The organism is Dactylosporangium fulvum (assembly GCF_025137375.1).
Taxonomy (GTDB): Bacteria; Actinomycetota; Actinomycetes; order Mycobacteriales; family Micromonosporaceae; genus Dactylosporangium; species Dactylosporangium fulvum.
The window spans coordinates 5,664,546-5,677,871 of the sequence record NZ_CP073720.1 but is presented as its reverse complement, the minus strand read 5'-3'; the positions used below and the strand labels follow the sequence as shown (position 1 = coordinate 5,677,871).

The following is a 13,326-nucleotide window of genomic DNA, read 5'->3' as shown; positions in this document are numbered from 1 at the left end:
GCATGACGAACCCAGCAGTCCAGCTGACCGGCCTGACCAGGCGGTTCGGTGCGGTCACCGCCGTCGACGGCCTCGACCTCACCATCCGCCGGGGCGAGGTCGTCGCCCTCCTCGGGCCCAACGGCGCCGGCAAGTCGACCACCATCGACATGCTCCTCGGCCTGCTCCGCCCCGACGCGGGCACCGTGCTGCTCGACGGCGCGCCGCCGGAGAAGGCGATCGCCGCCGGTACCGTCGGCGCCCTCATGCAGAGCGGCGGACTGTTGCCCGATCTGACCGCCGCGGAGACGGTACGGCTCGCGGCCGCGCTCCAGCGCAAGCCGCGCGACGTCGACGAGGTGCTCGAGCGGGCCGGCGTCACGGAGTTCGCCAAGCAGCAGGTCGGCGGTCTCTCCGGCGGCCAGCAGCAGCGGATCCGGTTCGCCATGGCGCTCGTCGCCGACCCCGACCTGCTCGTGCTGGACGAGCCGACCACCGGCATGGACGTCGAGGCCCGCCGCGGCTTCTGGACCGCCATGCGCGAGGAGACCGCCCGGGGCCGCACGGTGCTGTTCGCCACGCACTACCTCGACGAGGCCGACGCCTACGCCGACCGCATCGTCCTGCTGCGCTCCGGCAAGGTCGTCGCCGACGGTACCGCCGCACAGATCAAGGCGGCGGTGACCGGACGGACCATCCGCGCCACGGTGCCCGGCGCGGACCTCGCCGGGCTCGCCGCGCTGGCGGGTGTCGAGCGGGTCGAGACGCGCGGCGCCGTCGTGCTGCTGCACTGCGACGACTCCGACACCGCGCTGCGCGCGCTGCTCAACTCGACCGCCGCCCACGACATCGAGGTCACCGGCCGCAACCTCGAAGACGCCTTCATCGCCCTCACCGCCGCCGGGAGCGCCAAGTGAACCTCACCTACCTGCGACTCGAGACCGCCCGCCTCTTCCGCAACAAGCGCGTCGTCATCTTCTCCACGCTCCTGCCGGCCCTGCTCGTGCTCATCATCGGCGGCGTCTCCGTCGGCAACGACCCCGACGCCAAGAAGTACGTGATGGTCAGCATGGCCCTCTTCGGCGCGATGAGCGCGGCCCTGTCCAGCGGCGGCACGATCGCCGTCGAGCGCGGCCTCGGCTGGAACCGCACGCTGCGGCTGACCCCGCTCTCCCCGGGCGGCTACGTCATGAACAAGGTCGTCCTGGCGCTGCTCGTCGCGGTGCCGCCGGTCGTCGTCACGTTCCTGGTCGGCGCCGCCGGCCTGCACGTGCGGCTCACCGCCGCCGAGTGGGTGCTGTGCTTCGCCGGCGCCTGGCTGTCGTCGCTGCCGTTCGCCGCGCTCGGCGTGGTCCTCGGCTACCTGGCCAAGCCGGACAGCGTCCAGCAGGTCGGCGCGCTCATCAACCTCGTCCTCGCCGCCTTCGGCGGGCTGTGGGTGCCGGTGTCGCTCATGCCGGGCTTCCTGCGACAGGTCGCCAAGTTCACCCCGTCGTACTGGACCGGCGAGGTCGCCCGCAGCCCGCTGGACGGCGGCCACGTCAACGGCCAGGCCCTCCTCGTCCTCGGCGGCTGGACGGTGCTGCTCGGGCTCATCGCCCTGCGCCGCTTCCGGGTCGACACCGCCCGGGCCTGATCGGGACAATGTTCGACATGCCCGACACCCGCCGCCGCCCCATGGCCAGGTTCTTCTGGCTGTGGGCGGCGGTCTGGCTGTTCTACATGGCCGGGCCGATCGCCGAAGCCTGGCAGAACCCGGTGCCGTGGGAGCGCGGCGTCGGCCTGGCCTCCGCGCTGGCCTTCTGCGGTGTCTACCTGCAGTCGTTCCTCGCCGCGCGCGCGGCGACGAAACGCACCCGCGGCGGCATGCTGCCGCTGCGCGAGGCCGTGGTCCGGCTCGCCGTCATGGTCGCCCTGACCGTCGCGCTGACGCTCGTCGCGGGGGAGTCGGGCCTCACCAGCCTGGTGTACGTCGGCGTCATCGCCGTCTTCACCCTGCCCGCCCCGTTCGCGTGGCCGGTCGTGCTGGCCGGCGCCGTCGCCGCGTTCGTCCTGCCGCGCATGGTCCCCGGCTGGGACGGTGGCATCGATCTCACGTTCGCCGTCATGGTCGCCGCCCTCGCCGTCTGGGGCGTCACCCGGGTCGTCCAGCGCAACGCGCAGCTCGCCGAGGCCCGCGAGGAGATCACCCAGCTGGCGATCGCCGCCGAGCGCAACCGGTTCGCCCGCGACCTGCACGACCTGCTCGGCCACTCGCTGACCGTGGTCTCGGTGAAGAGCGAGCTCGCCGGCCGGCTGGTCCAGCTCGCCCCGGAGCGGGCCGAGGCCGAGCTCGCGGACATCCAGCGGCTCGTCCGCGAGGCGCTCGTCGACGTGCGGGCGGCCGTGGCGGGCTACCGCGAGATGTCGCTCGCCAACGAGCTGGCCTCCGCCCGCAGCGCCCTGGACGCGGCCGGCATCGAGGCCGACGTGCCGCTCAACGGCGAGGCCGTCGACCCGCGGCGGCAGGAGCTGTTCGCCTGGGTCGTCCGCGAGGGCGTCACCAACGTGGTGCGGCACAGCGAGGCGAAACACTGCTGGATCCGGCTGGCCCGCAACACGGTGGAGATCAGCGACGACGGCCGCGGCCCGGCGGAGGCCACGGGTCAGGGCCACGGCCTGGCCGGCCTGCGTGAGCGCCTCGACGCCGCCGGCTGCACGCTGACCGTCGGCCGCCGCGAGGGCGGCGGTTTCCTGCTGCGCGTGACGGCCTGACGCGGCGCCCCACGTCAGGAAACAATCGGTAGGTTGAACCCATGGAGACGCTCGGCCGGCTGACCGGATACGCACACGGCGGGGGATGCGCCTGCAAGATCCCGCCCGGGGAACTCGAAGCGGTGGTCGCCGGTCTCGTCGGCGCCGAGTTGCCGGCCGGGCCGGGAGAGCTGCTCGTCGGGCTCGACGACGGTGACGACGCCGCCGTCGTCAGCATCGCGAACGGGACGGCGGTCGTGGCGACCGCGGACTTCTTCACACCCGTCGTCGACGACGCCTACGACTGGGGGCGCATCGCGGCGGCCAACGCGCTGTCGGACGTCTACGCCATGGGCGGCCGGCCCGTCGTCGCGGTCAACCTCCTGGCCTGGCCGCGGGACGTGCTGCCGATGAGCCTCGCCGCGGAGGTCCTGCGCGGAGGCCTCGACGTCGCGCGTGCGGCGGGCTGTCACGTCGCGGGCGGGCACTCCGTCGACGACCCCGAGCCGAAGTACGGCATGGCGGTCACCGGCCTCGCCGACCCCGACCGGCTGCTGCGCAACGACCGCGGCCGGCCCGGGCTGCCGCTCACGCTCACCAAACCGCTCGGCATCGGCGTGCTGAACAGCCGGCACAAGGCCACCGGCGACATCTTCCCGCAGGCCGTCGAGGTCATGACCACACTCAACCGGGCCGCGTCCGAGGCCGCCGTCGCCGCGGGCGCCGAGTGCGCTACCGACGTCACCGGCTTCGGCCTCCTCGGGCACCTGCACAAGCTGGCCCGCGCCAGCGGCGTGACCGCGGTCGTCGACGCGGCCGCCGTGCCCTACCTCGACGACGCCCGCAAGGCCCTCGCCGACGGTTACGTCAGCGGCGGCACCCGCCGCAACCTCGACTGGGTCCGCCCGCACGCCGACGTCGGCGCCACGCCGGAGGACGAGCTGCTGCTCCTCGCCGACGCGCAGACGTCCGGCGGCCTGCTCGTGGCCGGTGAGCTGCCGGGCCACCCGGTCGTGGGTGAGCTGATCCCCTGGGACGGCGTCACCCTGCGCATCCGCTGAAGAGTCCGGCGAACCACGTCGTCACGGCCCGGCGTCGCGCTTCTGCGGCTCCACGACGTACCGCGGGTCCTTCGTGGACTCGACGCCCGCTTCGAACACCCCGAAGCGGGTCGCCAGCGAGCCGGCGAGCAGCGCCGCCCCCGACAGCGCCGACAGCACCCGGCTGCGCCGCCCGAGCAGCGCGCCCGCCGCGCCGGCGAGGTTGAGCGCCCGTGCGGCGCGCAGCAGCCGACCCGCCCGCCCGGTCCGGTAGGGCTCGCTGAGCAGCCCGTGTGCCGTCTCGATCCGGTGCGTCGCCGCGAGTTCCAGCGCGACACCGGCGACCGCCATGCCGCGGGCCGGCCCGCTCTCCCGCACCGGCGCCGCGATGAGTCCCACCGCGGCGCCGCTGGCCAGGGCGCTGCCCGCGAACGCGAACGGCAGCTGCGGATACGCCTCGTGCCACGACGGCGCCGCCGTGTCCGCGATGAGGACCGCCGTGTAGGTGGCCAGGCCCGGCGCGAGGGCGGCGGCACCGACCCCGGCCGCACGCCCCGCGGCCCGTGCCGCCCGGCCGAACCGGCCGCGCGGCGCCGCCTCGGAGACGGCGGCCAGCCCGGCCGCGCCGCCGAACGCGCTCAGCAGCCAGGTGCCCACCGACATCGGCGAGGTCGGCTTGGCTACGCGCAGCATGTGGTGGAAGCGTTCCGGGCGGCCGAGGTCGTTGATGAGAAAGTACGTGCTGGCGCCGAGCGCGCCGAGCGCCGCCAAACGCGCCGCGCGCCGGGTCACCGGGCGGCCGGTCAGGTCGGCGCCCGCCGCGAGCAGCGCGCTGCCGGCCGCGAGCCCGCCGGTGAAGAGGTACGCGGGGACGTCGTGCCGCCACACCGGCGCCTTGAGGATCGGCCGGCCGTAGTACGACCGGAAGTCCGCGCGCGGAACCTGGACGTCCTCGCCGCCGTGCTGCCGGCGGGGCCCGCGGGAGGGACGGCCGGGGGCGTTCACGGGCGCCGTCCCAGGAACGACACGGCCACCGCGGCGGCCATCGTCAGCGCGGCCAGCCCGGCCTTCTTCCACATCGCCGGCAGGTCCCGCGTCGTGGCGACCGGCGCGGGCGGCAGCCCGTACACCTCCGGCTCGTCGAGCAGCAGGAAGAACGCACCCTGCCCGCCGACCCCGTCGGACTCGTCGTGGCCGTAGAGGCGGGCCCTGGGATCGTCCAGCGCCTCGAGCCGGGCCTCGGCCCGCTCCCGCAGCTCGTCGAGCGGGCCGAACTGGATCGACTGCGTCGGGCACGCCGTCGCGCACGCCGGCTGGAGGCCGTCGCGGATCCGGTCGTAGCACATCGTGCACTTCCACGCGCGGCCGTCGCCCTCGCGGCGGGCGATGACACCGTACGGGCAGGCGGACACGCAGTACCCGCAGCCGTTGCAGATGTCGGCCTGCACGACGACGGTGTCGAACTCGGTGCGTAGCAGCGACCCGGTCGGGCACACGTCGAGGCAGGCCGCGTGGGTGCAGTGCTTGCAGACGTCCGACATCATCAGCCAGCGGAAGTCGCCGTCGCCGGAGCCGTCGGGGGAGGGCGACGGCTGCTCGATGAACGCGACGTGCCGCCACGAGTTCGCGTCGAGCTGCCCGGTGTTGTCGAACGACATGCCGAGCAGGTCGAGCCCGTCGGCGGGGACGGCGTTCCACTCCTTGCACGCCACCTCGCACGCCTTGCAGCCGATGCAGACGCTGGTGTCGGTGAAGAACCCGACGCGCTCCGGCGTGGTGGTCACAGCCCGGCCCTCCTGACGTAGTCGGCGACGAGGGCCCGCAGCGCCGCGCCGCGCGGGCGGCGGCCCGGCCGGATGTCGCACGTGCCCACTTTGCTCTCCTGGATCAGCACGTTGGGATCGAGGGCGATGCCGATGAGGTCGTTCGCCGAGTCACCGGTCGTCAGGCCGCCCGTGCCCCAGTGGTACGGCAGCCAGATCTGGTGGACCCGGCGACCGTCCAGCCGCAGCGGCCGGAGCCGCTCGGTGACCAGCACCCGAGCCTCGACACACGCCCGGGCGGTGACGACGTGCGCCCAGCCGAGGTGCGCCAGGCCCCGCTCGGCGGCGAGGGCGGGGGAGACCTCGACGAACATCGCCGGCTGCAGCTCCGAGAGGTACTCGAGCGTGCGGCTCATGCCGCCGGCGGTGTGGTGCTCGGTCAGGCGGCTCGTGGTGAAGACGTACGGGAAGACGCCGCTGTCCGTGGGGTGGACCGGGTTCTCCGACCGCTGGTACCGCTTGCGGGTCGGGTTCGCCTGCTGCCCGTACAGCGGGTTCGGCACCGGCGACTCGGCCGGCTCGTAGTGCGTCGGCAGCGGCCCGTCGACCAGGCCGCTCGGCACGAACAGCCAGCCCTTCCCGTCGCCCTGCATGATGAACGGGTCGTCCCCGGCCAGCGCCGCGGGCCCGGTCGCGCCGTCCGGCGGCCGGTACGCCGGCGGTTTCGTCTTCTCGAAGTCGGGCACGTCCGGCCCGGTCCACTCGCCCTTGCCGGGATCCCAGAAGACGTATCGCTTCCGCTCGCTCCACGGCCGGCCCTCGGGGTCGGCGGAGGCGCGGTTGTAGAGCATGCGCCGGTTCGCCGGCCACGCCCAGCCCCACTCGAGGCCGATCGGGTCGGACGGCCCCGCCGGGGTGCGCCGCGCGGCCTGGTTGACGCCGCCCGCGTAGACCCCGGCGTAGATCCAGCAGCCGGCGGCGGTGGACCCGTCGTCCTTGAGCTCGGTGAAGCCCGACACCGGCGTGCCGGTGGCCACGTCGAAGCCGTTGATCTCCCGCAGTACCGCCGCCGCCGACGGCTCGTCGTAGCCGCCCTCCGTCGGGTAGTCCCAGGCCAGGTCCCGCACGGCGCGGTCCCGCGGCAGCGCCGAGTCCGCCAGCCGCTGCTTGAGCCGGCGGCCGAGATGGTAGAAGAACCACAACTCGGAGCGGCAGTCGCCGGGCGGGTCGACGGCCTTCTCCCGCCACTGCAGCAGCCGCTGCGTCTGCGTGAACGTGCCCTCCTTCTCCACGTGCGAGGCGGCGGGCAGGAGGAACACCTCGGTCGCGCACTCCTCGGGCACGATCTCGCCGGTCTCGACCTCCGGGGAGTCCTTCCAGAAGGTGGCGCTCTCGATCTCGTACAGGTCCCGCACGACGAGCCAGTCGAGCTTGGCCAGGCCGAGCCGCTGCGCGCGGCCGTGCGCCGAGCCGACGGCCGGGTTCTGGCCGAGCAGGAAGTACCCCTTGACCTTGCCGTCGATCATGTCGAGCACGGTCTGGTAGGTGCTGTGGTCGCCGGTCAGCCGGGGCAGGTGCCCGTAGCAGTAGTCGTTGTCCGCGGTCGCGGCGTCCCCGAAGTACGCCTTCAGGAGGCTGACGGCGTAGGACCTGGCGTTGCCCCAGAAGCCCTTCTGCCCGGGGTGGCGGATCGCGTCGACCCACTCGTCGAGCGTGTCATGCCTGCCCCGCTGCGGCATCGGCAGATATCCCGGCAGGAGGTTGAACAGCGTCGGGATGTCGGTGGAGCCCTGGATGCTCGCGTGCCCGCGCAGCGCCATGATGCCCCCGCCGGGGCGGCCCATGTTGCCGAGCAGGAGCTGGATGATGGCGCCGGTGCGGATGTACTGCACCCCGACCGAGTGCTGGGTCCAGCCGACCGAGTACACCAGGGCGGTCGTGCGCTCCCGGCCGGAGTTGCGCGTCCACGCCTCGCAGACCTTGGCGAACTGCTTCGGTGACACGCCGCACACCTGCTCCACGACCTCCGGCGTGTACCGCGCGAAGTGCCGCTTCAGCAGCTGGTACACACACCGCGGGTGCTGCAGCGTCTCGTCGCGCAGGATGCCGGCCGGCACCGGCGGGCCGTGCGACTCGTGGCGCAGGCCACCAGCCGTCTCCCGCGTGTGCTGCGGCTCCTCGGCATGCCCCTCGAACTGCCAGCTCCGCGGGTCGTACGCGCTGGTCTGCGGGTCGAAGCCGGAGAACAGCCCGTCGAGGTCCTCGGTGTCGCGGAAGTCCTCGCGCACGATCATGGCCGCGTTCGTGTACGCGACGACGTACTCCCGGAAGTCCAGCTCGTTGCTCAGGATGTAGTTGACCACACCACCGAGGAACGCGATGTCCGACCCGGCCCGGATCGGCACGAACTCGTCGGCGACGGCGCTGGTGCGCGTGAACCGGGGGTCGACGTGGATGACCGTCGCACCGCGGGCCTTGGCCTCCATCACCCACTGGAAACCGACCGGGTGCGCCTCGGCCATGTTCGAGCCCTGGATCACGATGCAGTCAGCGTTGGCCAGGTCCTGCTGGAAGCCCGTGGCGCCGCCGCGACCGAAACTGGTCCCCAGACCGGGGACGGTGGCGGAGTGTCAAATGCGGGCCTGGTTCTCGATCTGCAGCGCGCCGACGGCCGTGAACAGCTTCTTGATGAGATAGTTTTCTTCGTTGTCGAGCGTCGCGCCGCCGAGGCTCGCGATGCCGAGCGTGCGGTTGAGCGGCCGGCCGTCCTCGTCGCTGTCCTGCCACGTCTCCTCGCGGGCCTTGAGCACCCGGTCGGTGATCATGTCCAGCGCCGTTTCGAGGTCGAGGTCCTCCCACTCGGTCCCGTAGGGCCGGCGGTACCGCACCTTGGTCTGCCGCAGCGGGCTGGTGACGAGGCTCTTGCTCGCCGACCCCTTCGGGCACAGCCGGCCGCGCGAGATCGGGCTGTCCGGGTCACCCTCGATCTGCGTGACCTTGCCGTCCTTGACGAACACCCGCTGCCCGCAGCCGACCGCACAGTAGGGGCAGACCGACCTGGCGACGGTGTCCGCCTGTGTCGTACGGGAGGTGAGCGCGTCGGTGCGCGGCGACCGGACAGCGTCGCCACGACCCGTGGGGTCGGAGCCGGTCAGCTGCCGGTAGACAGGCCACCGCCGAAGCCACTCCATACCCTTGACTCTATAAGGTCGGATCATGCTTTCCCTCGGCGACCTGGCGTCCGTGCGGCGGCGCCTGCTGGCCCTGGCCGAGGCGGACCCGGCCGTCGTCGGGGCGGCGCTCACCGGGTCGCAGGCCACCGGCGACGCCGACCGGTGGTCCGACCTCGACCTGGCCTTCGCGATCGACGGCCCGCTCGACGCGGCCATGCACCACTGGACCGAGCTGCTGTACCGGGACTTCGCCGCCGTCCACCACTGGGACCGGCCCTCCGGCGCCACGGTGTACCGGGTGTTCCTGCTCCCCGGACGGCTCGAGGTGGACATCGCGTTCAGCCCGCCGGAGGGGTTCGCTCCCCGCGGCCCGAGCTGGCACACCGTCTTCGGCGACCCCGCACCGCCGGAGCCCACCGCGCCGGTCGGCCACGACCACCTGGCCGGGCTGGCGTGGCACCATGCCCTGCACGCGTGGACGAGCATCCAGCGTCGCCGGTGGTGGCAGGCCGAGCACTGGATCGGCGCCCTGCGCGGCCAGGTGATCGCCCTGGCCTGCCTCCGGCTGGGCCATCCCACCGCCTACGCGAAGGGCGCCCACCTGCTCCCCGCGGAGGTGGCCGCCGGGCTCGAGGCCACGCTCGTCCGCACGCTCGACGAGGCGGAACTGCGTCGTGCGCTGGCCGCCGCGACGGCTGCGCTGTCGGCGGAGCTCACGCGCACCGATCCGGCGCTCGCGGCTCGGCTGGCCCCGGTCCTGGCCGAGCCGGTGTAGCCGGCCCGTGTGCGTCGGCCCGTGTGCGTCGGCCCGGCTGGTCCGCTGAGACGGCTCGTGTGCGTCGGCCCGGCTGGTCCGCTGAGGCGGCTCGTGTGCGTCGGCCCGGCTGGTCCGCTGAGGCGGCTCGTGTGTGTCGGCACAAGGCGCCAGTAGGACGGGCCGCCAACTGCCGCTCGGCCTCCGGGAGCGCGAACGGGACGGCGGGGTTGCGTGGCGCGTAGTCCAGGTCGGGCACGCCCGCCGCCCACGGCACGTGGACCCAGAACGGGACCTCGTCCGAGACCGCCGGCGCGGCCGGCCGTTCGCCGGTTTGTGGTGCATCGATCTTGCAGTTGTGGTGCCTGGCAAACCGGGCATTCACGGAGTGTCTCGGCGGCACAACTGCGAGATCGACAAGGGTGGACCAGGCCGGCGATGGTGGACGCCGCCCTAGGGTGGGGGTTGTGCGCCTGGTGCTGATCGCCGACACGCACGTGCCGAAGCGGGCGCGTGACCTCCCGGCGCGGCTGTGGGCGGCGATCGAGGCCGCCGATGTGGTGGTGCACGCCGGTGACTGGGTCGCGGAGCCGCTGCTCGACGAACTGCTGCGCCGCTCGTCGCGCCTCATCGGTGTGTACGGCAACAACGACGGCCCCGGCCTGCGTGCCCGCCTGCCGGAGGTCGCCGACGTGGTGCTCGACGGCGTGCGGCTCGCGGTCGTCCACGAGACCGGCGCGGCGAAGGGTCGCGAGCAGCGCTGCGCCGTCCGCTTCCCGGCCCACGACGTCCTGGTGTTCGGCCACTCCCACATCCCGTGGGACACCGCCGCCCCGGGCGGCCTGCGGCTGCTGAACCCGGGTTCTCCGACGGACCGCCGCCGCGAGCCGTATGCGACCTACATGACGGCGTCGATCACGGACGGCACGCTGACGGACGTGGTGCTGCACCGTCTGTGAGCGCTCAGCCCGTGTCGTCGGCGCGTGCCTCCAGGCGCTCGTAGCGCTGCCGGGCCGCCTGCGGCGTGTTGAGCCCCAGGCTGAAGGCGATGTCCTGCCAGGTCATCCCCCTGCTCCGCGCGGTCTTCAGCAGGTGCAGCTCGATCGCGTCGAGCTCCGCCCGGACGTCCGGCATCAGGGTCAGCGCCGCGACGAGGTCGGTGGCGTCGACGGCGGGCTCGCCCGGCCGCGGCGGGACCGAGCCGGCGGTCATGGCGGCGACGAGCTGCACGACTTCGTGCGGCGCCGCCACGGACGAGTGGAGATGCCGCGATCGGAGTTCGGGACTGCCGGCATGCCGCTCGGCAAGGTACGCCAGCGCCTGGTGGGTGCGCTCCGCACGCCGTACGCCCGGATCGGGCCGACTGAAGACTTCGGTCATGGCTTGCAGCATGACGGATAAACGGACCGTTTTCAACAAGGTGTTGAAAACCTCTTGGCTGGGCGCTGTTGCCAGCCGGGCCGGAGCGGATTCCTCCATGATCCGGAAGAGTTCGCGCCGAATAGCGGCGTCAAGTCTTCCGGATCACGGTCCCGGCATGGGGCGTTCATGATCACGAAGGGTTCGGACACCCAGGGCTACCACAACTCTTCGCGATCATGAACGCCCCACACCTCGGCGATCCCGACGCCGGTTGGCGTTACTCACCGGTCGACGCCCGGTCACCGCTGGTGTTGTTGGAGCAGGCGCCCGCATCCGGCCGGCACCGCCCGCCCGCTTCGTGACACCCGGGCCGCAGATGGCCAGCGGGCGGTGCAATCAGGGCTCGCCGACAGCAAGACCAGACCTGGGCGCCGCGCTATACATCCACGGCGGCGGCTGGGTGCTGGGCATCGCCGGGCAGCCGCGCCGCCGGGCAGCCGCGCCGCCGGGCAGCCGCGCCGCCGGCCAGTCGGGCGCCGGACCAAGCGCCGAGCGCCGCTGCGGAGCCGGCAGCTGGGCAGCCGGGCGTCGAACCCGGAGCCGGGCCGTTGGGCGCCACCGAACCTGGCGCCGGACCGGCAGCCGTCCAGCCCGGCGCTGGGCTGGGCGCCTCTGTCCAGCCGTGCTTTTTGTCCAGCCGTGCCGCCGGCGCCGAACCCGGCGCCGGACCGGCCGCCGTGCAGCCCGGCCGCCGGACTGGCTGCTGGGTGCGGCTGCGCCGCTGCTCCGCCGCGTTGCTGGGCGCCGAACCTGGCGCCGGACCGGCCGCCGTGCAGTAGGCTGCCGGACCGGCCGCTGGGCGCTGCTACTCCGCCGCGTTGCTGGGCGCCGAACCTGGTGCCGTCCAGCCGGGCGCCGCCGGGCAGCCGCGCCGGTGGGTGCTGGACTGGCAGGTGCGGATCGCGTTGGGTGCGGGTGTGTCATGCCTGCCCGGCCTGGGTGGGCGGCGCGGGGTGTGCCGAAGGTCAGGTGGGGAGCGCCTCCAGCGTGAAGTACCTCTTGAGCCAGGGCACCAGCGTCCGGTAGGCCACGATGGTGTCGGGCTGGCCGTTGTCGTGCGACAGCACGATCGAGCCCTCGCGGACGTGCTGCTTCACCTCGCGGATGACCCGCTGGATGTGGGCCGCGTGGTCGGCGTCGGGCTTGTGGTCCCAGTCGCGCGGGTCGACGTCCCAGTAGATCGACGCCATGCCGAGCTCCCGCGCCTTGGCGACCAGTTCCGGCGTGAAGTTGCCGCCGGGCGCGCGGAAGTACTTGATCGGCACGTCCGCGCCGACCGCGGCGCGGATCATTTCGTTGGTGTGGCGGAGATCCCAGTCGATGTAGGCGGGGTCCTTCTTCGCCAGGTTGATCAGGTGCTGCCACGAATGGTTGCACAGCGTGTGACCGTCGGCGGCGATCTGCCGCACCAGCTCGGGATGGTTGCGCACCCGGAAGCCGACCATGCAGAAGGTCGCCTTCACGCCGTTGTCCCGCAGCACCTTGAGGATCGCCGGGGTGTTGACCGGGTCGGGGCCGTCGTCGAAGGTCAGCGCGACCGCGGTGCCGCCGGTGAACAGCTCTGTCGCGGCGGGGCCGTGACCGCTCCCCGGCGGCCGCACCACGAACCCGTCCTCGGCGGTCCGCGCGACGCCCGACGAGGACGGCTTCGGTGAGGCCGGCCCGCTGGAGGGCGACGTCGGCGCGCTGGGCGAGCGCGTCGCCGACGGGCCGGGCGACGCCACGGCGGCGGACGAGGCCGGGGCGGTTGGGGCCGGCTGGCTCGCGCGCTGCGAGACACGGTTGTCGTCACAGGCGGTCGACCCCAGCAGTGCCACCACCGCCATGATCCGCAGCGCGAGCGCTGTCCTGCGTCGAATCACCTCGGATCCCCCTAATCCGGCCAACCGGCATCTATTCGCGCGGCCACGCTAGCGGAATCCGGCCCGATCGTGAACCCCAAGCGGCGTGCCGTGTCCGACGGTGACCACGACGTCACGCGCGCCGAACGGCACCGTAGAGTTGCGCGGTGACCAGGCAGGTGCCCGTGGAACTGCTCGCGCACCTGCGGCGCGCCCGCGACCACATCGACCGCAACTATCAGACGCCGCTGGACCTCGCGCAGGTTGCCGCCGTCGCCGCCGTCTCGAAGTACCACTTCGTGCGCTGCTTCGAGGCGACCTACGGCGAGACGCCGATGCGCTACGTGACCCGCCGCCGCATCGAGCGGGCGCAGGACCTGCTGCGCTCGGCCAACCTGACGGTGACCGAGATCTGCATGCTCGTCGGGTTCGCCAGCCTGGGCTCGTTCTCGTCGCGGTTCACGCAGCTGGTGGGGGAGAGCCCGATCGCCTACCGCAACCGGTGGGCCGCCGAGGGCGAGGCGCACGTCCCCGGCTGCTGGCTGTTCATGTGCGGGGTCCTGCGGACGCCGGAGCGCAATTTCGGAGAAGGCGCCACCGGTGACGGCACGTAACGTCAGC

The 13,326-nt window shown here is 73.2% G+C and carries 12 protein-coding genes; 7 read left to right on the top strand and 5 right to left on the bottom strand.

Annotated elements, in window-relative coordinates; genetic code table 11:
• The first annotated feature begins 2 nt into the window (after positions 1-2).
• The 4 genes from Dfulv_RS26670 to selD are packed head-to-tail and all read left to right on the top strand — an operon-like array spanning position 3 to position 3,773.
• Positions 3-896, top strand: a complete 894-nt coding sequence (locus Dfulv_RS26670; protein ID WP_259856130.1) for an ABC transporter ATP-binding protein — start codon at positions 3-5, stop codon at positions 894-896.
• The gene (locus Dfulv_RS26665) at positions 893-1,615 is read left to right on the top strand and encodes an ABC transporter permease (RefSeq protein WP_259856129.1); all 723 of its coding nucleotides are present in this window, start codon (positions 893-895) and stop codon (positions 1,613-1,615) included. The genes Dfulv_RS26670 and Dfulv_RS26665 overlap by 4 nt, the downstream gene beginning before the upstream one ends.
• Before the next feature lie 17 nt (positions 1,616-1,632).
• Positions 1,633-2,733 carry a sensor histidine kinase gene (locus Dfulv_RS26660; RefSeq protein ID WP_259856127.1) on the top strand — a complete coding sequence of 367 codons (1,101 nt, stop codon included), beginning with the start codon at positions 1,633-1,635 and terminating at the stop codon, positions 2,731-2,733.
• 41 nt (positions 2,734-2,774) lie between these two features.
• Positions 2,775-3,773, top strand: coding sequence for a selenide, water dikinase SelD (selD, locus tag Dfulv_RS26655; RefSeq protein WP_259856125.1), 999 nt, complete (start codon positions 2,775-2,777; stop codon positions 3,771-3,773).
• A 21-nt stretch (positions 3,774-3,794) separates the two neighbouring features.
• On the opposite strand, the gene nrfD is transcribed toward selD, so the two are convergent.
• From nrfD to fdh, 3 genes are read right to left on the bottom strand one after another with little or no spacing between them, the layout of a single operon-like run.
• The gene (gene nrfD / locus Dfulv_RS26650) at positions 3,795-4,757 is read right to left on the bottom strand and encodes an NrfD/PsrC family molybdoenzyme membrane anchor subunit (protein ID WP_259856124.1); all 963 of its coding nucleotides are present in this window, start codon (positions 4,755-4,757) and stop codon (positions 3,795-3,797) included.
• Positions 4,754-5,536 carry a 4Fe-4S dicluster domain-containing protein gene (locus Dfulv_RS26645; RefSeq protein WP_259856123.1) on the bottom strand — a complete coding sequence of 261 codons (783 nt, stop codon included), beginning with the start codon at positions 5,534-5,536 and terminating at the stop codon, positions 4,754-4,756. The genes nrfD and Dfulv_RS26645 overlap by 4 nt, the downstream gene beginning before the upstream one ends.
• A complete protein-coding gene (gene fdh / locus Dfulv_RS26640; protein WP_406567836.1) occupies positions 5,533-8,706 on the bottom strand; it encodes a formate dehydrogenase in 3,174 nt (1,057 codons plus the stop codon). Before fdh ends, Dfulv_RS26645 begins: the two co-directional genes overlap by 4 nt.
• Before the next feature lie 25 nt (positions 8,707-8,731).
• On the opposite strand from fdh, the gene Dfulv_RS26635 reads away from it, so the two are divergent.
• Complete coding sequence (locus Dfulv_RS26635) at positions 8,732-9,463, top strand: nucleotidyltransferase domain-containing protein (protein ID WP_259856121.1); 732 nt, start codon at positions 8,732-8,734, stop codon at positions 9,461-9,463.
• A 446-nt stretch (positions 9,464-9,909) separates the two neighbouring features.
• Positions 9,910-10,401 (top strand): metallophosphoesterase family protein, encoded by a 492-nt coding sequence (locus tag Dfulv_RS26630; RefSeq protein ID WP_259856120.1) that lies wholly within the window; start codon positions 9,910-9,912, stop codon positions 10,399-10,401.
• Positions 10,402-10,405: 4 nt separating this feature from the next.
• Here the strand turns inward: Dfulv_RS26630 and Dfulv_RS26625 are convergent, their stop codons facing one another.
• On the bottom strand, positions 10,406-10,921 hold the full coding sequence (locus Dfulv_RS26625) for a DNA-binding protein (protein ID WP_259856119.1): 516 nt from the start codon (positions 10,919-10,921) through the stop codon (positions 10,406-10,408).
• A gap of 908 nt (positions 10,922-11,829) precedes the next feature.
• A complete protein-coding gene (locus Dfulv_RS26620) occupies positions 11,830-12,726 on the bottom strand; it encodes a polysaccharide deacetylase family protein (protein WP_259856118.1) in 897 nt (298 codons plus the stop codon).
• A gap of 146 nt (positions 12,727-12,872) precedes the next feature.
• Here Dfulv_RS26620 and Dfulv_RS26615 point away from each other — a divergent pair, with 146 nt between their 5' ends.
• Positions 12,873-13,319, top strand: coding sequence for a helix-turn-helix transcriptional regulator (locus tag Dfulv_RS26615; RefSeq protein WP_259856117.1), 447 nt, complete (start codon positions 12,873-12,875; stop codon positions 13,317-13,319).
• Positions 13,320-13,326 lie beyond the last annotated feature (7 nt).

Excerpts from the sequence above, each read along its gene's own strand:
- Dfulv_RS26635 (WP_259856121.1), top strand. The coding sequence starts at position 8,732 with ATGCTTTCCCTCGGCGACCTGGCGTCCGTGCGGCGGCGCCTGCTGGCC.
- selD (WP_259856125.1), top strand. The coding sequence starts at position 2,775 with ATGGAGACGCTCGGCCGGCTGACCGGATACGCACACGGCGGGGGATGC.
- Dfulv_RS26670 (WP_259856130.1), top strand. The coding sequence starts at position 3 with ATGACGAACCCAGCAGTCCAGCTGACCGGCCTGACCAGGCGGTTCGGT.
- Dfulv_RS26660 (WP_259856127.1), top strand. The coding sequence starts at position 1,633 with ATGCCCGACACCCGCCGCCGCCCCATGGCCAGGTTCTTCTGGCTGTGG.
- Dfulv_RS26625 (WP_259856119.1), bottom strand. The coding sequence starts at position 10,921 with ATGGAGGAATCCGCTCCGGCCCGGCTGGCAACAGCGCCCAGCCAAGAG.